The 20,026-nt window shown below is 67.3% G+C and carries 22 protein-coding genes and 1 tRNA gene; 15 read left to right on the top strand and 8 right to left on the bottom strand.

Annotation, left to right across the window (positions count from 1 at the left end; translation table 11 throughout):
- Positions 1 to 37 precede the first annotated feature (37 nt).
- The gene (gene ygfZ, locus C8N44_RS19505) at positions 38 to 775 is read left to right on the top strand and encodes a CAF17-like 4Fe-4S cluster assembly/insertion protein YgfZ (protein ID WP_107978440.1); all 738 of its coding nucleotides are present in this window, start codon (positions 38 to 40) and stop codon (positions 773 to 775) included.
- Positions 772 to 1,590: a fructosamine kinase family protein gene (locus tag C8N44_RS19500; protein ID WP_107978439.1), complete on the top strand. Its 819-nt coding sequence runs from the start codon at positions 772 to 774 to the stop codon at positions 1,588 to 1,590. The genes ygfZ and C8N44_RS19500 overlap by 4 nt, the downstream gene beginning before the upstream one ends.
- Positions 1,591 to 1,710: 120 nt before the next feature.
- On the opposite strand, the gene efp is transcribed toward C8N44_RS19500, so the two are convergent.
- Entirely contained in the window at positions 1,711 to 2,274 is a 564-nt protein-coding gene (gene efp / locus C8N44_RS19495; RefSeq protein ID WP_107978438.1) for an elongation factor P, read from the bottom strand.
- Positions 2,275 to 2,490: 216 nt separating this feature from the next.
- On the opposite strand from efp, the gene C8N44_RS19490 reads away from it, so the two are divergent.
- On the top strand, positions 2,491 to 2,811 hold the full coding sequence (locus C8N44_RS19490; protein WP_107978437.1) for a DUF6280 family protein: 321 nt from the start codon (positions 2,491 to 2,493) through the stop codon (positions 2,809 to 2,811).
- A gap of 79 nt (positions 2,812 to 2,890) precedes the next feature.
- Here the strand turns inward: C8N44_RS19490 and C8N44_RS19485 are convergent, their stop codons facing one another.
- The 5 genes from C8N44_RS19485 to C8N44_RS19465 all read right to left on the bottom strand — a co-directional run bounded on the left by C8N44_RS19485 (position 2,891) and on the right by C8N44_RS19465 (position 6,715).
- The gene (locus C8N44_RS19485; protein WP_107978436.1) at positions 2,891 to 3,691 is read right to left on the bottom strand and encodes a hypothetical protein; all 801 of its coding nucleotides are present in this window, start codon (positions 3,689 to 3,691) and stop codon (positions 2,891 to 2,893) included.
- Positions 3,692 to 3,765: 74 nt separating this feature from the next.
- Positions 3,766 to 5,214: a TolC family outer membrane protein gene (locus C8N44_RS19480; protein WP_244641136.1), complete on the bottom strand. Its 1,449-nt coding sequence runs from the start codon at positions 5,212 to 5,214 to the stop codon at positions 3,766 to 3,768.
- A 40-nt stretch (positions 5,215 to 5,254) separates the two neighbouring features.
- Positions 5,255 to 5,908: a protein-L-isoaspartate O-methyltransferase family protein gene (locus C8N44_RS19475; protein WP_107978434.1), complete on the bottom strand. Its 654-nt coding sequence runs from the start codon at positions 5,906 to 5,908 to the stop codon at positions 5,255 to 5,257.
- A gap of 117 nt (positions 5,909 to 6,025) precedes the next feature.
- Entirely contained in the window at positions 6,026 to 6,388 is a 363-nt protein-coding gene (locus tag C8N44_RS19470; protein WP_107978433.1) for a phage holin family protein, read from the bottom strand.
- A 6-nt stretch (positions 6,389 to 6,394) separates the two neighbouring features.
- A complete protein-coding gene (locus C8N44_RS19465; RefSeq protein WP_107978432.1) occupies positions 6,395 to 6,715 on the bottom strand; it encodes an ElaB/YgaM/YqjD family protein in 321 nt (106 codons plus the stop codon).
- 114 nt (positions 6,716 to 6,829) lie between these two features.
- Between C8N44_RS19465 and C8N44_RS19460 the strand changes: the two genes are divergently transcribed.
- The 7 genes from C8N44_RS19460 (at position 6,830) to C8N44_RS19430 (ending at position 13,606) form a co-directional block, all read left to right on the top strand.
- Positions 6,830 to 6,903 (top strand) — tRNA-Cys (locus C8N44_RS19460).
- Positions 6,904 to 7,380: 477 nt separating this feature from the next.
- Positions 7,381 to 8,103 (top strand): CDP-alcohol phosphatidyltransferase family protein, encoded by a 723-nt coding sequence (locus tag C8N44_RS19455; RefSeq protein WP_107978431.1) that lies wholly within the window; start codon positions 7,381 to 7,383, stop codon positions 8,101 to 8,103.
- Positions 8,100 to 9,014 (top strand): lysylphosphatidylglycerol synthase transmembrane domain-containing protein, encoded by a 915-nt coding sequence (locus tag C8N44_RS19450; RefSeq protein ID WP_158274098.1) that lies wholly within the window; start codon positions 8,100 to 8,102, stop codon positions 9,012 to 9,014. Before C8N44_RS19455 ends, C8N44_RS19450 begins: the two co-directional genes overlap by 4 nt.
- Positions 9,011 to 10,600, top strand: coding sequence for an alkaline phosphatase family protein (locus C8N44_RS19445; protein WP_107978429.1), 1,590 nt, complete (start codon positions 9,011 to 9,013; stop codon positions 10,598 to 10,600). Before C8N44_RS19450 ends, C8N44_RS19445 begins: the two co-directional genes overlap by 4 nt.
- The gene (locus tag C8N44_RS19440; RefSeq protein ID WP_107978428.1) at positions 10,597 to 11,883 is read left to right on the top strand and encodes an extracellular solute-binding protein; all 1,287 of its coding nucleotides are present in this window, start codon (positions 10,597 to 10,599) and stop codon (positions 11,881 to 11,883) included. The genes C8N44_RS19445 and C8N44_RS19440 overlap by 4 nt, the downstream gene beginning before the upstream one ends.
- Positions 11,880 to 12,776 (top strand): carbohydrate ABC transporter permease, encoded by an 897-nt coding sequence (locus C8N44_RS19435; RefSeq protein ID WP_170121105.1) that lies wholly within the window; start codon positions 11,880 to 11,882, stop codon positions 12,774 to 12,776. Before C8N44_RS19440 ends, C8N44_RS19435 begins: the two co-directional genes overlap by 4 nt.
- Positions 12,773 to 13,606, top strand: a complete 834-nt coding sequence (locus C8N44_RS19430; RefSeq protein WP_107978427.1) for a carbohydrate ABC transporter permease — start codon at positions 12,773 to 12,775, stop codon at positions 13,604 to 13,606. Before C8N44_RS19435 ends, C8N44_RS19430 begins: the two co-directional genes overlap by 4 nt.
- Here C8N44_RS19430 and C8N44_RS19425 read toward each other — a convergent pair.
- Positions 13,603 to 14,187 carry a YceI family protein gene (locus C8N44_RS19425; protein ID WP_107978426.1) on the bottom strand — a complete coding sequence of 195 codons (585 nt, stop codon included), beginning with the start codon at positions 14,185 to 14,187 and terminating at the stop codon, positions 13,603 to 13,605. The genes C8N44_RS19430 and C8N44_RS19425 overlap by 4 nt on opposite strands.
- 137 nt (positions 14,188 to 14,324) lie before the next feature.
- Between C8N44_RS19425 and C8N44_RS23470 the strand changes: the two genes are divergently transcribed.
- Positions 14,325 to 14,501 carry a hypothetical protein gene (locus C8N44_RS23470; RefSeq protein WP_158274097.1) on the top strand — a complete coding sequence of 59 codons (177 nt, stop codon included), beginning with the start codon at positions 14,325 to 14,327 and terminating at the stop codon, positions 14,499 to 14,501.
- An 11-nt stretch (positions 14,502 to 14,512) separates the two neighbouring features.
- Here C8N44_RS23470 and C8N44_RS19420 read toward each other — a convergent pair whose 3' ends face one another.
- Positions 14,513 to 15,757 carry an ROK family transcriptional regulator gene (locus C8N44_RS19420; protein ID WP_170121106.1) on the bottom strand — a complete coding sequence of 415 codons (1,245 nt, stop codon included), beginning with the start codon at positions 15,755 to 15,757 and terminating at the stop codon, positions 14,513 to 14,515.
- 172 nt (positions 15,758 to 15,929) lie between these two features.
- Between C8N44_RS19420 and C8N44_RS19415 the strand changes: the two genes are divergently transcribed.
- The 4 genes from C8N44_RS19415 to C8N44_RS19400 all read left to right on the top strand — a co-directional run bounded on the left by C8N44_RS19415 (position 15,930) and on the right by C8N44_RS19400 (position 19,503).
- Positions 15,930 to 16,952, top strand: a complete 1,023-nt coding sequence (locus C8N44_RS19415) for a sugar ABC transporter substrate-binding protein (RefSeq protein WP_107978425.1) — start codon at positions 15,930 to 15,932, stop codon at positions 16,950 to 16,952.
- 85 nt (positions 16,953 to 17,037) lie between these two features.
- Positions 17,038 to 18,105, top strand: coding sequence for an ABC transporter permease (locus C8N44_RS19410; RefSeq protein WP_107978424.1), 1,068 nt, complete (start codon positions 17,038 to 17,040; stop codon positions 18,103 to 18,105).
- The gene (locus C8N44_RS19405; RefSeq protein WP_107978423.1) at positions 18,102 to 18,881 is read left to right on the top strand and encodes an ATP-binding cassette domain-containing protein; all 780 of its coding nucleotides are present in this window, start codon (positions 18,102 to 18,104) and stop codon (positions 18,879 to 18,881) included. The genes C8N44_RS19410 and C8N44_RS19405 overlap by 4 nt, the downstream gene beginning before the upstream one ends.
- A complete protein-coding gene (locus tag C8N44_RS19400; protein ID WP_342587791.1) occupies positions 18,844 to 19,503 on the top strand; it encodes a nucleoside/nucleotide kinase family protein in 660 nt (219 codons plus the stop codon). The genes C8N44_RS19405 and C8N44_RS19400 overlap by 38 nt, the downstream gene beginning before the upstream one ends.
- Positions 19,504 to 20,026 lie beyond the last annotated feature (523 nt).

Genomic DNA, 20,026 nt, shown 5'->3' with positions numbered 1-20,026 from the left:
CCCCTATATGTCACAAAACCCGGAAAGAGGAGAGGACATGTCGGAAACTGAACGCACCATCCTGCGGGTCAGTGGCCCGGAAGCAGGACCATTCCTGCAGGGACTTGTCACCAACGACGTGGACCGGCTGAAGGATGGCATGGTCTATGCCGCCCTGCTCACCCCGCAAGGCAAGTACCGTGCCGATTTCTTTCTGGTGCCCAGCGGAGAGGACATCCTTCTCGACGTGTCCAGCGCCCAGGTTGCCGACCTGAAAAAGGCGCTGATGATGTACAAGCTCCGCTCCAAGGTCGAGATCACCGAGACCGACATTACCGTCAGCCGGGGCACGGGCGTGCCCCCCGAGGGTGCCTTCACCGATCCGCGCGACCCGCGCATGGGCTGGCGTGGCTACGACGGTCAAGCGGCCGAGGACGCGGACTGGGACGCGCTGCGCGTCGCCGCCTGCATTCCCGAGGCCGGCATCGAGCTCACGCCCGACAGCTTCATTCTCGAAGCGGGATTCGAACGTCTCTCGGGTGTGGATTTTCGAAAGGGGTGTTATGTTGGTCAGGAAGTGACCGCCCGGATGAAGCACAAGACGGAACTGCGCAAGGGCCTGACCCGTGTCGACGTGGAAGGCAGCGCGCCGGTCGGCACCGAAATCGACGCCGGCGGCAAGGCCGCGGGCAAACTGTTTACCCAGGCGGAGGGCGCAGGCATCGCATACCTGCGCTTCGACCGCGCAGGAGAGGACATGCGCGCCGGCGAGGCCCGCGTGGATTATCGCCCATGACCACCGAACTTCAGGAAAGCTGGTACGCCGAGGTCGCGGCCGTCTTCGGGTCAGAAGTGGCCGAAACGAAGCCGGTTCAAGGAGGCGACATCTCGGAGGTGCTGCACGTCCGGCTCGAGGACGGCCAGGAACTGGCCGTCAAGCGCGGACCCTACGTGGGCACCGAGGCGCGCATGCTGCAGGCCATGTCTGTCGCCGGCGCACCGGTGCCGACCGTTCTCCACCAGGGGGGCCGCCTGCTCTGCCTCGACTGGCTCGAAGAAACCGGCGCCTCGCCGGCGGGCTGGAAGGCACTCGGCAAGGGCCTGCGCATCCTGCACAACGTCGAAAGCGGCGAATACGGCTGGATCGAGGACTACTCGCTCGGCAGCGTCCCCATGCTCAACGGCGCGCAGGAAGACTGGCCCAGCTTCTGGGCCGAGAACCGGCTCATGCCCATGACCGAGGGCATCCCGCGCGACCTGGCCGCCCGGGTCTATACGCTCGCCCGCACGCTGGGCGACCGCCTGCCCGAGAAACCGCAGGCCGCGCTGCTGCACGGCGACATGTGGTCGGGCAACGCGCTGTTCTCGGGCAAGGAGGCCTGGCTGATTGACCCCGCCTGCTACCACGGCCACGCCGAGGTCGATCTTGCCATGCTGGAACTCTTCGGCACGCCCGACGCCGCCTTCTGGGACGGTTACGGCAGTGAAGAGCCGGAACGCTCCGAGCGCACGGCGGTCTACCAGCTCTGGCCCGCGCTGACGCACCTGCGGCTTTTCGGCGAGAGCTACCGCGGCATGGTCGAGCGCCTGCTCGATTCGGTCGGCGCCTGAGCCGGAAAGCTCTAGAAAGCTACCAGCAAGTAAAAAGGGGCTCCCGCGATCAGGCGGGCGCCCCTGTCAATTCTACCTGTCGGAGCGGGCGACGCGCGTCCCTGCCCCGGTTTCACGAGGTCAGGCGCGCTCGGCGTATTCCATGGTTTCGGTATTTACGACGATGGCCTCATCCTGTCCGACGAAAGGCGGCACGGTGATGCGCACGCCGTTGTCGAGCACTGCCGGCTTGAAGCTGTTGGCCGCCGTCTGCCCCTTCACGACCGGCTCGGTCTCGGCCACGGTGCAGGTCACCTTCTGCGGCAGCGTCGCGTTGAGCGCCTCGGCTTCGTAGAATTCCACGACGATCGTCATGCCGTCCTGCAGGAAGGGGCGGCGTTCGCCAAGGATCTCGGCCGGCAGTTCGACCTGCTCGAAGGTCTCTGTGTCCATGAAAACAAGCATTCCGTCCGTCTCGTAGAGGAATTGCATGTCCTTCTGCTCGAGCCGGACGCGCTCAACCTTGTCGGCACTGCGGAAACGTTCGTTCAACTTGGAACCGTTACGCAAGTTGCGCAGTTCGACCTGAGCGAAGGCCCCGCCCTTGCCCGGCTTCACGTGATCGACCTTCACAGCAGCCCAAAGACCGCCGCTGTGTTCGAGAACGTTGCCGGGTCGGATTTCGTTTCCGTTGATCTTGGGCATTTGGCTTAACCGTGGCGAAAGGTTGATGGCATGTTGAGCGCCCCTATATCTGGCAAGCATCCGACTGACAAGTCGACCGCATCTCTGCAGCTTCGCGCGAAAGCTATGCAATGAACGCAATGGTGTCTTGCACTTTCGGTGTATCAGAATCGGGGCGAATGCTCCATAACGCGCCGTACGCCGGAAAAGACAAGAGCAATAACGATAGGTCGAATTATGAAGGATTCTGTTGACGGCACCGCATTCAATGCGGAGCAAGGCAATCGTGCGCGCAAGCTTTTTGCTGCGGTTGTCCTGGCTGCCCTGGACGATGCGATCGCCGACGACAAGAAATATGGCAATGGCCCCGAGCAGATCGCCCGTTGGGCGCGGTCGCGCGACGGGCGTGAAGTGTTGTCCTGCGCCGGCATCGACCCCACCGAGCGCGTGGTGAGTGGCCTGATGGAGTTCGTCTCCAAGGGTGTCCGCACCTCGGTCGCACTCTCGCGTGAGGAAAGCGAGCGTCGCAACGCAGCACAGCAGGCCGAAGCCGCCTGATCCCGGGTGGCTTGGCCAAAAACAAAAAATGCGCCCCGATCAGGGGCGCATTTTTTCTTGGCCGGTCGTCACGATCGGCTCAGTGATATTCGCCGCTCAGCAGCACACGGCGGATCTCGCGGCGCACGAGCTTGCGCACGTTCCGGGTGATGCGCTCACCCAGCTCCCCCTGCAGCTCCTCCCGCAGCACCTGCTCCACGAGCGGGCGCAGCGCCTCGGCATCCGGCAACTCCGGCGTGGCAATTGCCGCGCTCTGCGTGGCGGCTGCCTCATCGCGCTCGGGGCTGGCGACGAGCGCCTCCGGAGGCGGCGTGTAGGGCCCCGCCGGCTGCGGTGCATGTGCCTCCGGCACCCCTGCCCCGGCTTGTTCCTGCGGGATCGCCTCGGGCCGCGCCCAAAGCGCGTCGCCTCCCTCGGTCACGAAGCCGGCATTCTCGGCCTCGTTCTCGGGAAGATCGTCGCGCCAGCCTTCGCGCGGGGTCTGACGGCTGAGCACGCTTTCCAGCGCCGCAACCTTGCTGGCAAAGCCCTCGTTGCCGGGAAGCTCTTCGGAGACATGGACCATCGGCGCTTCGGGAATGTCCACTGCGGGCGCGTCCGCCTCGTCGGGGGCGTCGGCCATCTCACCGATGACACGGCCCACCTCGTTCTCGACCACGCTGTCGAGCATGCCCACGGGACCGCCGGTCTTCTGCTCGGCTTCGAGCGTTTCCTCCGGCACGCGATACGACGGGCCCAAGATCAGCCTCTCGAGCGATCCGTCATTCTTCTTGCGCGTCGCGAATTCGCCGTCGGGGGCAAACCGCGCATCCTGCGTCAGCAATCTGCGGATGGAGGACAGCACATCCTCGATCCCCACCTTCGTCACCGGGTCAGACATTTTTTATCACCGCTCTCGCCTCTTGCGGTAGTCTAACCGCAAGAGGCTGAAGGGCACAACACGGCCAGGCGCTGTCAGCGCCCGATCGCCTCGAGCACGCGATCCAGCTCGCGCCCCTGTCTGGACAGGCCCGCGGGCGCATCCTTGACCAGCGAGTAGTAGGCCGAGGGATCGTAGATCGGCACGTTGAGCTGCAGCGACCGTGCCGTCAGCTCGCCGATGGCCGAAAGCACCGCATAGGCGGCAATTGTCTCGTCCACCTGGGCCGAGATCAGCGTGTTGCGCGCATCGAGCAGTTCCTGCTCCGCATCGAGCACGTCTAGCGTGGTCCTCTGACCCAGAGTGGCCTCTTCACGCACGCCGTCGAAGGCCACCGTGGCGGCCCGGACCTGGTCGCGCGTCGCCTGGATGCTGGCACGCGCCACACGCAGCGAAGCATAGGCGTTCGTCACGCGCTGCTCGATGGCCCGACTGGTGTTGATCAGCCCGGCGCGCGCCTGGTCCCGCTGGGCCCGCGCCCGGCGGACCTGCGAGGGCAGCGCCCCACCCTGGTAGATCGGGCCGCTGGCGCCCAGCGTGATCGTACCGCTGCGGGAATAATCGTCGTTGTCGAAGTTCTCGGTGATGCCGTACTCACCGCGCAGCGAGACGGTCGGCTTGCTGGCGGTCTCGGCAATCATCACGCCAAGCTCGGCGGCTGTCACGTTGTGCTGGACCGCCTCCAAGTCCGGGTGATTGGCCAGCGCGATCCGCTGCGCCTGCTCGATCGAGGGTGGAATGCTGGGCAGACCCTGTGGTGCGACAAGGCGTTGCGGCGCATCGCCCACCGCAGCTTCGTATTCCGCGCGGGCCTGTTCCAGCTGGCCCTGTGCCGCGGCAAGCGCGCTGCGGGTGCCGGAAAGCCGCGCCTCGGCAAGCGCCACATCGGTCCGCGTCACTTCGCCCACCTCGAACCGCTCGCGCGCGGCGCGCAGTTCCTGGGTGATGACGCGGGTGTTGTTCTGCCGCAGCTCAACCTGGTCAAGCGCTCGGCGCACCTCCATGAAGGCCTGCACCGCGCGCAGCAGCACCTGCTGCTCGACCGAGACGAGATCGGCGCGGGTCGCCAGCACGGATTCCTTGCTGAGGTCGATGTTCAGCCGACGGTTGCCCGCGTCATAGAGGACAAGCTCGGCCGCGAGGCTGATGCCGGTTGTCTGATCGACCGAGGACCGTTCGACAAAAGAGGTCTGCCCGGTCAGGGAAGACGTCTGGTCCGCCCCCGTCGTGCCGAAAGACCTGCGGATGTTGCTGCTCCAGCTGACCACGGGCCGCAGGGCCGCCACGGCCTGTGCCACGTCCTCGTCGGCGGCGCGGAGAACGGCCCGGTTCTGCTCGATGAGCCCGCTCTCCACATATGCGTTCGCCAACGCCTCGGCCAGGGTGGTCTGCGCCGTCGCGGCGCCCGCGCCGAACAGCAGCCCGGCGGCCAGAACGACGGCCTTCTTCACGGCGCCTGTGCCGTCATTTCCAAACTTGCTCACACTGTCCTCCGCCTCTAACGGTGCAGGCCCGTCGCCCATTTCAGAGAGCGAAGGCTGTTTCTTTTTCGAAGCCTGCGATGATCGGCGCGCTGGCATTGAAGCCAAAGCGCCAGGAGATACGCCCGTCCAGCTTGTAGCCGTGACGAACAGTTCCGAGAGTCCCTTCCATGAACAGGCAGACCACGCGTCCGCCGTCCTTCAGCTGGTCCGCCAGAACGTCGGGGAAGGTCTCGATGCCTCCCTCAATGATCATGGCGTCGTAGGGGCCATTCTGCGGGGCCCCCTCATGCAGGGTGCCCTTCTGGACGACGACGTTGTCGGCGTCGTTCTCGGCGAGAAGGGACTGTGCCTCGTCGGCCCGCTCCTCGTCGTCCTCGAGGCCGACGACGGCCTCGGCGATGCGGGCGATCACGGCCGAGGAATACCCCAACCCCATGCCGATATCGAGCACGAGGTCCTTGCGCCCGAGATCCAGCGTCTCAAGCATCTTGGCAAACGTGCGGGGATCCAGGATGACGCGCCCGTCACCGAGCGGAAGATTCTCCCCGGCGTAGGCGACCTCGACCCGGTCGCGCGGCACGAAGGCCTCGCGCGGGACGGTCAGCATCGCATCGATGATGGGAAATTCGGTAACGTCCGAGGGCCGCACCTGGGTGTCGACCATCATGCGGCGGCGGGAGGCGAAGTCGATCATTCGCTAAACACTTTCGTTCAGTCGGATGATCGGCATATGCCACATTCCGCCGGGCCCGGCAATCGGCGGCCCGGCGGAATTGTGTAAACTGAGCCACACTTGCCCGTAACGTGATCGTCAGTCGAGCGGCTCCTTCCGGCGCGCCCGCGCCGAGCGTCCGGCGTCGATGCCCGACATGAAGGCCTCGGCCAGCACCAGCATGGCGGTACCGCCAAGGCCCGGCGTCGCGGCAGCAGTCATCGGGGCCGGCGGCACGGGCACCCGCGGACGGCGGCTCATGAACATGAAAATCCCGCCGATCACGAAGTAGACGCCGCCGAGGACCTGCAGGGCGAAGATCGTGTCGCGCCACTCTGCCAGCGCCAGGAAGGCCGCATGCGTGAGAAAGCCCGCCCCGATGAGAACGAAGAGCAGGCCGATGAGAAAGGTGGCACCGCGTTTGATCGCGCTGCGCACCGTCCATTCCAGATTATGCAGCATGGCGGATCATTTCCGCGCTGTGATGAACCCGGCAAGAAAGCCGATGCCAGCCGCGAGGGCGGCTGCAGCGGCCGGCTGCTCGCGTACCTGGCGTTCGAAAGACGCCTGGAGGTCCGCTGCCTGCCCACGTGCCGCAGCGCCGGTCTGCTCGGCGCGAAAGCGCATTTCGCGGGCCCGGCGGTTCACCTCGGCGCCGGCCTCGTCGCGGCGGCGGCGACCCATCTCGCCGACGAGATGCGTCAGCTCGGAGATGTCCGATTTCAGGGTGTCGATCTGAGCGCGCAGCTCCTGGGTATCGGAGTCGCTACCGTTCACTTTGTTGGCCATGCCCTGTCCTTTCACGCTTACGTGTTCTGGAACTAAACCCTACCCCCCACCGAAAGTTCCCGCAAACGAGACGCTTGACGCGCCCCGCCACAGGTCCTAGGAGAACCGCACTCTGGCGAGTTGGCGGAGTGGTGACGCAGCGGATTGCAAATCCGTGTACACCGGTTCGATTCCGGTACTCGCCTCCAAATCTTTTCAAGCACTTGCGTCACCCTGCTTGATCATTCACGCCGAACACCCGAGCACTCCGAAATTCCCATCAAAGCACCGCGGTGCTTCGTCTGGTCGCAGGCTTGATTTGCATCGATGCACGCGATGCCTCGGGTGTGGCGGCCGCTAGCGACGCACGCCCCCGGTCGCTCCGGGGACCAGTCCGCCGCCCACCTCGGCGGACCTTGCCAAGATTCCCCCCGGTTCTATCCTTCGCGAGGCAGCGCGGCGGGTACGACGCCTGTGTTGACGGACCGTTCCGGCGTCGTAGCCTGGTGGGGACAGATGATTTCGACCAACAGCATCACGAGGGGAACTCCCAACCCCGGAAGGGTATGGCGGCCCGGGCCCGTCGTCACGCCTTCGACTGGCTTCAGGCGCGTCCCCGAGCGTTGCAGCAGTTTGCGAGCGCGCCACGACGGCCGTCCGGATTGCCTCAACCGGCCGCAGGCCGCATGAGGGTGCCGATCCCTCTCTCCTCCGCCCCCGCCGGCGACACACCCGCCCGTCGGCTGGCGCTTTTCGGGCTGGGGACGGCGCCTTGCGTCTCGCTGCTCGCCTGGCTCATTTCCCCATCGGGCCTGCCGCTGGCGCTGGCCATCCTGACGGCCGGCTTCGCGCTCGCCGCGAGGGGGATGGCCGCGGACTACCCGCATCGGCTGCTCGGGGCCTGCAATCTCGTGACGGCGACGCGGCTTGCGATAACGGCCGCTCTGGCCGCGAGCCTTGCGGGCATCACCGATGACACCTGGGACTGGGCCGTGCCCGCCCTCGCGCTCACGGCGCTTGCCCTTGACGGGATCGACGGATGGCTCGCGCGGCGGCAGGGGCTGCGTTCTGACTTCGGCGCCCGCTTCGACATGGAGGTGGATTCGGGGCTGGCGGCAATCCTGGCCCTCTCGGCGCTGGCCGAGGGCCGCGCGGGAGCCGAGCTTCTCATCCTCGGCGGCGCCCGCTATGCCTTCGCCGCCGCCGCGCTGGCCCTGCCCTGGCTCGCAGCGCCCCTGCCCGAAAGCCTGGGGCGAAAGACGGTCTGCGTGCTCCAGATCGCCGCGCTTGTGGCGCTTTCCATTCCTGTGCTGCCCGCCGAGGCCGCGCGCCCACTGGCGCTGGCGGCGGCAGCACTTCTCACCTGGTCCTTTGCCCGCGACATCCGCTGGCTCCGGGGCCGCGCTTGAAGGGCTTTGCGCGCCTCATGGGTCCGGCCCTGCTGGCCGGCCTCTTTCTGTGGTCACTGAGCAGCGATGAGATCCTGTCGCGCCTGCGGGGCGCCGACTGGCGCTGGATGGCGGCCTGTGTTGCACTGCTGCTGATCCAGACGGTGCTCATGGCGCTGCGCTGGCGGCTGCTGGCGCGGGCGCTCGGCCTCGGCTTCACGGTCCCCTGGGCCATCCGCGAATACCTCGTGGCGCAACTGGTCAACACAACGCTGCCCGGCGGCGTGGTGGGTGACGGGGCCCGGGCCGTCCGGTCCCAGGCCGGGGAGAGCGGGCTGAAACGAGCGGCGCAGGCCGTCGTGCTGGAACGCGCCATGGGACAGATCGGGTTGCTGGCAGTCTTCGTCGCCGGGCTGGGATGGGCTCTGCTGACGCCCTCGGGGCTGGAGCTCGCGCCCCGTTTTTTCCGAGCGGCGGCAGTGACAAGCCTTGCCCTTGCCACCGTCGCTGGCCTTTGCGTCGCCCTGCCGCGCGGCGGACGGATCGCGGCGCTGCTAGCGCTCTGCCTAAGGGACCGCGGAACCGCAATCAGACACGTCGCACTTTCCGTCGCCGCGGCCCTGCTGAACGTCGCGGCTTTCGCCGCCGCGGCCCGGGCCATCGACCTCGCGCTACCCGCGCAGGCTGTGTTGGTGCTGGTGCCGCTGATCCTCTTTGCCATGGTGATCCCGCTGACCATCGCCGGCTGGGGCTGGCGCGAAGGCGCCGCCGCCGCGCTGCTGCCACTGGCAGGCGCGACGCCCGGCGCCGGGGTGGCCGCCGGCATCCTCTTCGGCATCGCGATCATGATCGCCGCGCTTCCCGCGGTGCCGTTGCTCCTGCGCGGTGGACGGATGCCGGTGCAGGATCTGGCTGGGGCGCGGCCCGGATGATCCCGTCCCGGGTCGCGCAAGGCGGCGCCCTCACCTTGGGCGTGGGACTACTGCACCTGGTGCTGGTGATGCCCGCGCATCCCGCCGGGCTGACGCTGGCGCAGGTTCTGCGACCGACGTGGGAGCTGCCGGTGGTGCTGCTGGCGCTCGCGATCCTTCCCGGCCGGTGGATGCGCGGCGTGGTGGTGGCACTGTCGCTCGTGCTGGTCATGCTGCGCGGCGCCAACATCGCCACCTTCATGGCGCTCAGCCGTCCCTTCAACCCGCTGCTCGACATGCACCTTCTGGTCTCGGGCTGGGATCTTCTGCGGTCGAGCATCGGGACGGCAATGGCCATCGGCGCCGTGGCCCTGGTCCTGCTTGCGCTCACAGCGCTCACCTGGCTGCTCTGGGCCTGCGTGTCGCGCTGGCCCGCGATCCCGGTGCCCACCCGGACGGGCGCGGCGGGACTGGCCCTGGCGCTGCCGCTGCTCACCCTGCCGGTGCCGCACTGGCGGGCCTTTGCCATGACCCCGGTTGTCACGGACCAGATCAGCCGCATGTCCCGGGACATGGCCGATCTCTCTGCCTTCACCGAAACGCTCTCGCAGGCGCCCGACCCGCAGCCCGGCTTCGCTGCCCTGGAGGATCGCGACGTGATCCTCGCCTTCGTGGAATCCTACGGGCGCAGCTTTCTCGACGACCCCGAGTTGGCACGAACCGCACGCCCCCGCCTGCGCGCCGTCGAGGAGCGCCTGCAAGAAACCGGCTGGCATATCCGCAGCGCCTTTGCCGCCGCCCCAACGCGCGGCGGCCAAAGCTGGCTCAGCCACGGGACGCTGCTGTCGGGCCTGCAGGTGGACAGCCAGACCCGCTACGAGCGCCTGATGCGCTCGGACCGCGCCTCGCTCAACAGGCTTTTTGGCGCGGCGGGGTGGCAAACAGGCGCGGCCATGCCCGCGATCACGCTCGACTGGCCCGAGGCCGCTTGGTTCGGCTACGACACCACGCTCGACGCCGACGCGCTGGACTATCACGGGCAGCCCTTCGAATGGGTCACCATGCCCGACCAGTACACCTGGAGCGCCATGGACCGGATGCTGCGTCAGCCGGGCCCGGACATGATCGAGCTCGCGCTCATCAGCTCGCACGCCCCCTGGACACCCCTGCCCCGCATTCTCCCGTGGAAGGACATCGGCGACGGTGCCATCTTCGACGGCAGCCACCGTGACGGCGCCACGCCGACCGAGGTCTGGGCCGACCGCGAGAGCATCCGCAGGCAGTACGCGCGGTCGCTCGATTACGCGCTGGAGATCACCGGCCAGTACATCGCCCGCAGCGGCGACGGCGCGCTTTTCGTGGTGCTGGGCGATCACCAGCCCGCGCCGCTGATCACGGGCCACGACGCCCCGCCCGACGTGCCCGTGCACATCATTTCCGACGACCCGCGCCTGCTCGACCGGCTGCCCGCCGATATCTTTGCCGAAGGCATCGTCCTGCCCGACGGCCCCGTGATTCCCATGCGGGACCTGCGAAAGATCCTCGTCACCGCATTCGAGACACCCCTGGAACCACCCTTGCCGTCCCACGACAGGAGGACCCAATGACCCGCCCCATCCTTATCGCCGCACTCGCCCTCGCGCCCGCCATGGCCAACGCGCAGGAACTTGTCACCCGCAACCGCGTCGGCCTGCCCGACGCGCCCAACACGCTGACCTTCCGGCTGACCGCCTACGATCTCTATTCCTCGGACCCGGCGACCAGCGAAGCCTTCGAGGAGATGTTCCGCGACTTCATCGAGGCGCGCCCCGACTGGAAGATCGAGACCCAGCTCCAGACCGGCAACATCGGCCAGGAACAGGCACGTCTTCTGCAGCAGACCCGCGCCGGGCGTGGCCCCGACTGCGCCATGATCGACAGCAGCCAGCTTGCAACCTTCCGCGACGCGGGCGTGCTGCAGCCGATGAACGCTGTCTTCTCCGATGAAGATGTCGCTGATCTCTTTCCCTACGTCCGCGAAGCGGTGACCGATGAGGCGGGCAACGTGCTGGCCTGGTGGTGGTTCACAGATCTACGCGTGCTCTACCGCGACACATCGGTCGTGCCCGAGGCACCGCAGACCTGGGAGGATACCCGCGAGGCGGCGCTCGCCGCCGTCGAGGCTGGCAAGGAAGGCATTCTCTTCAACGGCGGCCGCTGGGAAGGCACCGCCTTCGACTGGCTCGGCAACTTCTGGGCGCAGGGGGGCCGTCTGGTCGACGACGAAGGCGGCCCGGTCTTTGCCGAGGGCGAGAACCGCGCGAAATTCCTTGAGGCCGTGGCCTATTATCAGGACCTCGTGGAAAGCGGCGCCGCGCCCCGGCGCGTGACCTCGATCACCGACTACGATGCCTTCAACGCTGCGGCCGCCGCCGGCACCGCCGCCATGTTCGTGGGCGGCAACTGGCAGTACGGCCAGATGCGCAACACGCTCGACCCCGAGGCTTTCGAGAACTGGGAAGTCTCCGAACTGCCCGGCCCCACGGCGGACCAGCGCGCGACCGGCACCGGCGGCTGGAGCATCGCCGCCCTCTCCGACGATCCCGAAAAGGCGGAACTCTGCGGCGAGATCGGGAAGGAGATCTACGCCGGCCCTGGCAACGCCTTCCAGGGCCTGCTGCCCACCTCCGAGGCCACCTACGACGAATACGACGCCTACGACGGGCCCGAGTTCGACCTCTTCGCCGAGGCCCTGCAGAACGGCGTCGCGCGTCCCGGCGCCGCGATCTACCCCGAGATCTCCAACCAGATCCAGATCCTGCTGGGCAACGTGCTTTCGGGCACCTCCACCCCCGAAGAGGCGCTCGACGCGGCCGCCTCGGCGGTTCAGGCGGCCTACGACCGACAGTGACCACGACCGTCGAGCGCGCCCCCAACGACGGGCACCCGGCCCCCTGGCTGGCGCCCGCCGTCCTCGTTCTGGCGGTGTTCTACGCCGTGCCCGTCCTCGACGTGGCACGGCTGGCCTTCAGCGACGCCACCCTGATCGAACCTGCGACCGGGTTTTCGACGCAGGCGCTGCGCGCGATCCTCGGCAATCCCGCGCTGCCGCAGGTGCTGGGCACGACGGTGCTTTTCGTGGCGGTCAACGTGCTGGCCCTGCAGGTCGCGGGGCTCGCCATCGCGCTGCTGATCGTGCGCGGCGAACGCCGCGAGCTGCCCGGCATGGCCGCCTTCCGGACGCTGGTGCTGGCCGCGTGGGTGGTGCCGGGCATCGCCAACGGCCTCATCTGGCAGATCCTCTTCGACGAGGCGCCCTACGGCACGCTCAACAGCCTGCTCGGCTATGCGGGCCTCGGACCAGTGGCGTGGCTGTCGGACCCGCAGATGGCGCTGGTCTCGGCGGTCATCGCAAACCTTTGGCAGGGCACGGCCTTTTCCATGATCGTCTTCTACGCCGCCCGCCGCGGCATCGACCCCACGCTTTACGAGGTGGCCGATCTTGACGGCGCCGGCCCCGTCCGCACCTTCCGCTCGATCACGCTGCCGCTCATGCGCCGGGCGATCGCGGTCAACACGGTGCTTGTCTCGGTCCAGACGCTCAACACCTTCGATTCCATCCTTGCCCTCACCGGAGGCGGCCCCGGCCGCGCGACCGAGGTGCTGTCGCTCTTCACCTTCAACACCGTCTTCTACAATCTCGACCTCGCCGGCGGGTCGGTGCTGGCGCTGATGCTCTTCGCGCTCGGCATGGCGCTCACCCTGCTGATCGGCTGGCTCAACCGCGGCGAGGCCCGGGCATGAGCGCGGCACGCTGGGGGGATGTGGCCACCTACGCGGCGCTGGCTCTGCTCGGGGCCTTTTTCGCCCTGCCCTTCGCCTGGCTAATAAGCCTCGCGCTCCGCACCCCGGCCGAGGTCTACCGCGGCGCCGCGCGCTTCATCCCGGAAAGCCCGACGCTCGACAACTTCGCCACGATCCTCTCGGACCCTGCCTTCCTGATCTACCTCTGGAACGGGCTGAAGCTCTCCGCCTCGGGCGGCGCGCTGGCCGTGGCGCTGGCGATCCCGGCAGCCTATGCCGCCTCGCGCATCGACTTTCGCGGACGGCAGGCGGTACTTGTGGGGCTTCTGGCGGTGCAGATGATCTCGCCGCTGGTGATCCTGCTGCCGCTCTATCGCTGGATGAACACGCTGGGCTTGCTGAACCAGCACATCTCGGTCATCGCGGTCTACGGCGCGCTCGGCATGCCGCTGGCGGTCTGGCTGTTGAAGGTCGCCTTCGACGCCATCCCCGTCGAACTGGAAGAAGCCGCCGCCATCGACGGCGCCTCCCGCCCCCGGATCCTCGCGCGGATCACCCTGCCGCTGGCACGCTCGGGCATCGCCTCGGCCTTCATCCTTGCCATGGTGATGAACTGGTCGCAGTTCCTGATCCCGTTCATCCTGCTCGAACGCGATGCGGACTGGCCGATCTCGGTGGCGATCTTCAATTTCGCGGGCTCGGTCAGCGCCTCGACCACGCAGCTTCTGGCCGCCGCCTGCCTGATCGCGGTCCTGCCGGCGGTGGTGATCTTCATCCTGCTGCAGCGCATGATCGTCTCGGCGCTGATCTCGGGCGCGGTAAAGGGCTAGTCCTCGGCGCGCATCGCCTCGGTCTCGACGATCAGCATCACCTCGTCACCGACAAGCCCGTTATCGACGCCATAGGTCATGCCCCAGTCGCTGCGCTGCAGGTTGCCGCTCAGGCTCAGCCCCAACGTGAAGCGCTCATGCCCGAAGGGGTAGACCCCGGCCTTGTTCAGCGTCGCGTCCAGCACCAGCGGGTGGGTCTCGCCCAGAAGCGTCAGCTCGCCCGGAACCTCGCCGGTGGTCTCGCCCGTGGGCGTGCCGCCCGAGGCGGTGAAGACCATCTCGGGGAACTCTGACACGTTCAGGAAATCCCCCGACCGCACATGCTCGTCCCGCGCATCGTTCAGCGTCTCGAGGCTCGAGGTCTGCACGGTCACCTCGACCTCCGACAACTCCTGCGTCTCGCGGTCATAGACGAAGCCACCCTCGACCTCGGCGAAAAGCCCCAGCGTGGCGGCATAGCCCACGTGCATCACGGTGAACGCCACGGTGGTGTGTTCGGGATCGAGCTCGTATCGCTCCGGCTCGGCCATGGCGAGTGTCGGCCCGACGGTCAGGGCGGTGGCAAGAAGAGCAGTGCGCATTGCGGATCCTCCGGCTCTTGAACCTGTCCCGAAACACTAGCGCGCGCCCCGCCAAAGTCCCGCAAGCGGGCCTTGCCAACCGAGATGCTGCCCGCAAAGATCGGGGTCCGCCGCCACCTCCGTGAACGGGATCGCCCATGCCCTCAAACACCCGCGCCCTCTTCGACTGCGCCCATTGCGGCAATGAGCTCAACTCGGTTTACGCGATCTATCGGCACGATCCGATCCGCGAGCGATACATTCACTGGTGCGAGGCATGCGAGCGCGAGCTTCCGGCGACTGAGGCGATCCTGCGGTCGCGCGGCCCGCAGTAGCCGGCCGGCCCTCAGCCTTCGGCCCCCGGATCGACGAGGAAACGCTCCGACAGCGGCAGCGAGGCAGACCCCAGCGACCGGGCCCGCGGCCCGATGCTGCCTTCGAGCACCTCGGGCACCGAGCTGCCCGACAAGTCGATCCGCCGCAGGGCCTGCCGCGTCTCCACCACCAGCCGCGCCCGCACCATCTCGGGCAGCCAGCCGTCGATGACCAGCGCTTCGAGGTCGAGCAGCGCCGCCGACGAGGCCGTCGCATGGGCCAGCGCGCGGGCGCTCCGTTCGATCCAGTCCGACAGGATATCCTTGTCGATCTGCCAGTCGACGGGGCTGTCCCAAATGCGCGAGGCATCCACGCCCCGCTCCACCAGCGTGGCCTCCAGCCTGCAGAGCGACGCGATCCGCAGAAGCTGCGTGCTCCGCCCGGTGCCGTCTGGCACCGGGATCGAGCCCAGCGCACCCGCATTCCCCGTCCGCCCGCGAACCAGCCGCCCGTCGAGCACCAGCCCCCCGCCCGCAAAGAACCCGATATAGGCGTACAGGAAATCCTGCAGCCCCCCGGGGCCCTGCCGCGTGCCGAAGACGATCTCGGCGTTGCAGGCCGCCGAGGCATCGTTCTCTACGTGAACCGGAAACGGCAGTTCCGAGGCGATGGCCGCCCGCAGGTCCGCGTCGCGCCATGCGGCCATGTCCTCGAGCGGCACGCCCAGAGGATCGGCCCAGTCCCACAGGTGGAACGGCAGGCCGATCCCGAGGCCGACGATCCGCCCCCGCAGGATCTCGGGCAGTTCGGCGACGAGTTCCGGGATCGCCTCCCGCACGAAACGCAGCACCCCCTCGGGCGCCGGAAACCGGTGCGTCTTCTGGCGCGTCCCGTGCACGCGTCCGACGAAATCGATCGCCACAAGCTCGACACTCCGCCGGCCGACCTTGAGCCCCAGGAAACAGGCGCCGTTCGGGGCAAGATGCATGGGCACCGAGGGCTGGCCGATTCGCCCGCGACGCGGCTCGCCCCGCTCGATCAGCCCGTCGGCCTCGAGCGCGCGCATGATCACCGACACGGTCTGCGCCGAAAGCCCGGTCAGCCGCGCGATCTCGGCCTTGGCCAGCGATCCGTTCCGCCGCAGCAGGGTGAGAACCAGCCGTTCGTTCTGGGCCCGCATGCCGCTCTGGTTGGTCCCGCGCAGCGTTCCGGAAAGGAGTCCGGGATCGGTTTCGGGCTGTTGGCTCACGCGTCTCTCCTTCCGGCGCACCCGCATCTTGAGCCGCGACGGCGAGGCGGTCAATTATAATTCACTCTGATTTATTTATTGACAGAACGGTACGCGAGCAGGCAATTCTGTTTCCGAGGCAAGCGCAAAGCAGCGCCGCTTCTTGTCGATCCACGACACGCAGCGCGCCCCGGGGAGGGGGCGCCTAGGGAGGAAAAACATGACTCGAATTACCGCTCTTACGGGCGTCTCTGCCCTTGCGCTTGCCCTTGGTGCGGGCGCCGCGAGCGCGCAGGAAGACGTCCTTGCCTGCCTGATCACCAAGACCGACACCAACCCCTTCTTCGTCAAGATGAAGGAAGGCGCCTCCGAAGCCGCCAACGAGCTGGGCGTCGAACTCAACACCTACGCGGGCAAGCTCGACGGCGACGTCGAAACGCAGGTGGCCGCGGTCGAAAGCTGCATCGCAGCGGGCGCCTCGGGCATCCTGATCACGCCGTCCGACAGCCGCGCGCTGGTCCCGGTGATCGAACAGGCCAAGGAGGCCGGCATCCTCGTCATCGCGCTCGACACCCCGTTCGAGCCCTCCGACGCTGCTCACGCCACCTTCGCCACCGACAACTTCCGTGCCGGCGAGCTTATCGGCCAGTGGGCCGCCGCGACCGTCGAAGACCCCGAGAACGCCAAGATCGCGCTGCTCGACCTCAGCGCCGCCGAGGTCTCGGTCGACTACCTTCGCGACCAGGGCTTCCTGACCGGCTTCGGCATCGACGTGAAGGACCCCACCGACATCGGCGACGAGGACGACGAACGGATCGTCGGCCACGACGTGACGCAGGGCAACGAACAGGGCGGCCGCCAGGCCATGGAGAACCTCCTCCAGGTCGATCCGGGCATCAACGTGGTCTACACCATCAACGAACCCGCCGCCGCCGGTGCGCACGAGGCGCTTTCCTCCTTCGGCCTTGCCGACCAGGCGACCATCGTTTCCGTCGATGGGGGCTGCCCCGGCGTCGAGGACGTCAAGGCCGGCGTGATCGGGGCGACCTCCATGCAGTTCCCGCTCAAGATGGCCTCGCTCGGCATCGACGCCATCGTCCAGTACGCCGAGGACGGCACCGTGCCCCAACCCTCCGACGGGCTCGACTTCTTCAACACCGGCGTGACGCTTGTCACCGACCAGCCGGTCGACGGCATCGACTCCATCACCTCGGACGAGGCCCTGGAGCAGTGCTGGGGCTGAGAGGCCCGGCAGGGCGGGGCGCCTGTCGCCCCGCCCCTGACAGCCATGTCCCGCAGATGCCGCCCACACGGCAGAAGAGGATGAAATGACCCAAGACAGCGCCTCCCAGGATTACGAGTCGAGCCTCGCCCGAAGCGACAACAACGTCGCGAGCTTCGCCCGCACCCACACGCCGATCCAGACCATCCAGCACGTGCTGCACGGCAACCCGACGCTGGTGCCCGTCATCGTGCTGCTGGTCTCCATCGCGGTCTTCGGCCTCGTGGCGGGCGACAGGTTCTTCTCGGCCTTTAACCTCACGCTCATCATGCAGCAGGTGTCGATCATTGGCATCCTCGCGGCGGCGCAGACCCTGATCATCCTCTCGGCCGGGATCGACCTCTCGGTCGCGGCGATCATGGTCCTGATGGCCGTGATCGCGGGCAAGCTCTCGGTGGACCTCGGGATACCGGCCCCCATCTCGGTGCTGATCGCCCTCGCCGGCGGCGCCGCGGCAGGCCTCATGAACGGGCTGCTCGTGACCAAGGCCAAGCTGCCGCCCTTCATCACGACGCTGGGCACCTGGTCGATCTTCTACGCGCTGAACCTCTGGCTCTCGGGCGCCCAGTCGATCCGCTCTTCGGATATCGACACTGCCGCGCCCTTCCTCAAGTTCTTCGGCAACGTCATCGAGGTCGGTGGCGCGCGCATCACCTTCGGCGTGATCCTCATGGTGCTGGTCTTCGTCGTGCTCTGGTACATGCTCAACAAGACCGCCTGGGGCCGCCACGTCTATGCCGTGGGCGACGACAAGGAAGCCGCCGAACTCGCCGGGATCCGCACGGACCGCATGCTGATCTCGGTCTACGCACTCGCCGGTCTGGTCTGCGCCATCGCCGCCTGGGCCTCCATCGGCCGCGTCGGTTCGATCTCGCCGCAGGCCTTCTACGAGGGCAACCTCCAGTCGATCACCGCCGTGGTGATCGGGGGCATCTCGCTCTTCGGCGGGCGTGGCTCGATCCTCGGCGCGCTTTTCGGGGCGCTGATCGTCGGCGTCTTCCAGTCGGGCCTGCGCCTCGCCGGTGTCGACGTGCTCTGGCAGGTCTTCGCCATCGGCTGGCTCATCATCATCGCGGTCGCCATCGACCAATGGATCAGAAAGGTCTCGGCATGACGCAGGACCCCATTCTCACCGGCCGCGGCCTGGTCAAGCACTATGGCCGCGTCACCGCGCTCGACAACTGCGACTTCGACCTGTACCCCGGCGAAGTGCTGGCGGTGATCGGCGACAACGGCGCGGGCAAGTCCTCTCTCATCAAGGCGATCTCGGGCGCCGTCCAGCTCGACGCGGGCGAGATCCGGCTCGAAGGAAAGCCGATCCAATTCAAGTCCCCGCTCGAGGCCCGCGACGCCGGGATCGAAACCGTCTACCAGACTCTCGCTCTCTCCCCTGCCCTCTCGATCGTCGACAACATGTTCGTCGGCCGCGAGATCGTGAAACAGGGGCCCATGGGCCGCTACCTGCGGATGCTCGACCACAAGAAGATGGAGGCCATGGCCCGCGAAAAGCTGTCAGACCTGGGGCTGATGACCATCCAGAACATCAATCAGGCGGTCGAGACGCTATCGGGCGGCCAGCGCCAGGGCGTCGCCGTGGCCCGCGCCGCCGCCTTCGGCTCAAAGGTCATCATCATGGACGAGCCCACCGCCGCGCTCGGCGTGAAGGAAAGCCGCCGGGTGCTCGACCTCATCGCCGACGTGAAGGCCAGGGGCATGCCGATCGTGCTCATCTCGCACAACATGCCCCATGTCTTCGAGGTCGCAGACCGTATCCACGTGCACCGCCTCGGCAAGCGGCTCTGCGTGATCGATCCCAAGGCCCACAGCATGAACGATGCCGTCGCCCTGATGACTGGCGCCAAGACCCCGGACGAGGCCGAAGCTGCCTGAGCACGCGATCATAGCAGCAGAGGCCGAGGCGATGGTCCACCAGATCCTCGCCCTGCCTCGCACCGACGCGCGCCTGCTCGTGGCAATCGCCGGTCCACCAGCCTCGGGCAAGTCCACCGTGGCCGCCGAAGTCGCACGCCAACTGACGCTGCAGGGCCACAAGGCCCTGCACGTCCCCATGGACGGCTTCCACCTCGACAATGCCGTACTGTCGGAGCGCGGGCTGCTGCACCGCAAGGGCGCGCCCGAAACCTTCGACGCGGCCGGGTTCACCCACGCCATGCGCCGGCTCTCCACCGAGGACGAGGTCGTGCTGCCCGCTTTCGACCGTGCCCGCGACATCGCCATCGCCGGGGTCATCCCGGTCGACAGCTCGATCAGGATCGCCGTGGTCGAAGGCAACTATCTCGCCTTCGATGAGCGTCCGTGGAACACCCTCGCGGAGATCTGGGACTTCTGCACCTTCCTGGACGTGCCCGAGGAGGCCCTCTCCGAACGGCTCGTGGCCCGCTGGCGCGCCCACGGCCTGGATGACGAGGCCGCCCATGCCCGCGCTTTGCAGAACGACCTGCCCAATGCGCGCCGCATCCTCGCCCGCCGCGACCCTGCGAGACGCCCATGACGCGGAACTCGGCTCAGCCGGCCTGTGCGGAATGACGCGACCTGATGCTGCGACCGCGAATTGGCCGCGCATCCTCTTCTCTGCAGCGCGCGAATAGCCCGCCCGCATTCGCGGACCTCGCCAGCCCCGCCTGTCGAATATGCCGGGCGCATCGGTATCCCGTTTCCGTTCCTCGAAAAGCGGCGACACGCGGCAGCTTACGTCTGCCTCGTCGCGGCAGCCCCTCCCAAATCCTACGCGGAAATGTACTCGGCGTTACGACCGCACTCCGAATTGGCTCGTTTTCGGGGAATAAGGCTCACGCCAATTCGCAAGGGACGTTATATCTGTGCGATCCGGACGGGAAGGAAATGGGAGAGCCAGATCCGGCAAATGGAAACGCCAAAACAGGCTCCCGAATTTCTCGCCACCGGACGATGCAACGAATAGGCTTTGATGCTGTAACCGCCCCCCGACGGCATCGCTGTGCCAAGGTGGGATCGCAACAATCCTTAATGGGAGGCGGTCATGTCAAAGATTACCA

Source organism: Allosediminivita pacifica (genome assembly GCF_003054175.1).
Classification (GTDB): domain Bacteria; phylum Pseudomonadota; class Alphaproteobacteria; order Rhodobacterales; family Rhodobacteraceae; genus Allosediminivita; species Allosediminivita pacifica.
Note: the sequence above shows the minus strand (reverse complement) of the source record. Positions and strands in the feature narration are given on the sequence as shown.

Coding starts and splice junctions, on each gene's coding strand:
- ygfZ (WP_107978440.1), top strand. CDS start 38: ATGTCGGAAACTGAACGCACCATCCTGCGGGTCAGTGGCCCGGAAGCA.
- C8N44_RS19500 (WP_107978439.1), top strand. CDS start 772: ATGACCACCGAACTTCAGGAAAGCTGGTACGCCGAGGTCGCGGCCGTC.
- efp (WP_107978438.1), bottom strand. CDS start 2,274: ATGCCCAAGATCAACGGAAACGAAATCCGACCCGGCAACGTTCTCGAA.
- C8N44_RS19490 (WP_107978437.1), top strand. CDS start 2,491: ATGAAGGATTCTGTTGACGGCACCGCATTCAATGCGGAGCAAGGCAAT.
- C8N44_RS19485 (WP_107978436.1), bottom strand. CDS start 3,691: ATGTCTGACCCGGTGACGAAGGTGGGGATCGAGGATGTGCTGTCCTCC.
- C8N44_RS19475 (WP_107978434.1), bottom strand. CDS start 5,908: ATGATCGACTTCGCCTCCCGCCGCCGCATGATGGTCGACACCCAGGTG.
- C8N44_RS19470 (WP_107978433.1), bottom strand. CDS start 6,388: ATGCTGCATAATCTGGAATGGACGGTGCGCAGCGCGATCAAACGCGGT.
- C8N44_RS19465 (WP_107978432.1), bottom strand. CDS start 6,715: ATGGCCAACAAAGTGAACGGTAGCGACTCCGATACCCAGGAGCTGCGC.
- C8N44_RS19455 (WP_107978431.1), top strand. CDS start 7,381: ATGAGGGTGCCGATCCCTCTCTCCTCCGCCCCCGCCGGCGACACACCC.
- C8N44_RS19445 (WP_107978429.1), top strand. CDS start 9,011: ATGATCCCGTCCCGGGTCGCGCAAGGCGGCGCCCTCACCTTGGGCGTG.
- C8N44_RS19440 (WP_107978428.1), top strand. CDS start 10,597: ATGACCCGCCCCATCCTTATCGCCGCACTCGCCCTCGCGCCCGCCATG.
- C8N44_RS19430 (WP_107978427.1), top strand. CDS start 12,773: ATGAGCGCGGCACGCTGGGGGGATGTGGCCACCTACGCGGCGCTGGCT.
- C8N44_RS19425 (WP_107978426.1), bottom strand. CDS start 14,187: ATGCGCACTGCTCTTCTTGCCACCGCCCTGACCGTCGGGCCGACACTC.
- C8N44_RS23470 (WP_158274097.1), top strand. CDS start 14,325: ATGCCCTCAAACACCCGCGCCCTCTTCGACTGCGCCCATTGCGGCAAT.
- C8N44_RS19420 (WP_170121106.1), bottom strand. CDS start 15,757: ATGCGGGTGCGCCGGAAGGAGAGACGCGTGAGCCAACAGCCCGAAACC.
- C8N44_RS19415 (WP_107978425.1), top strand. CDS start 15,930: ATGACTCGAATTACCGCTCTTACGGGCGTCTCTGCCCTTGCGCTTGCC.
- C8N44_RS19410 (WP_107978424.1), top strand. CDS start 17,038: ATGACCCAAGACAGCGCCTCCCAGGATTACGAGTCGAGCCTCGCCCGA.
- C8N44_RS19405 (WP_107978423.1), top strand. CDS start 18,102: ATGACGCAGGACCCCATTCTCACCGGCCGCGGCCTGGTCAAGCACTAT.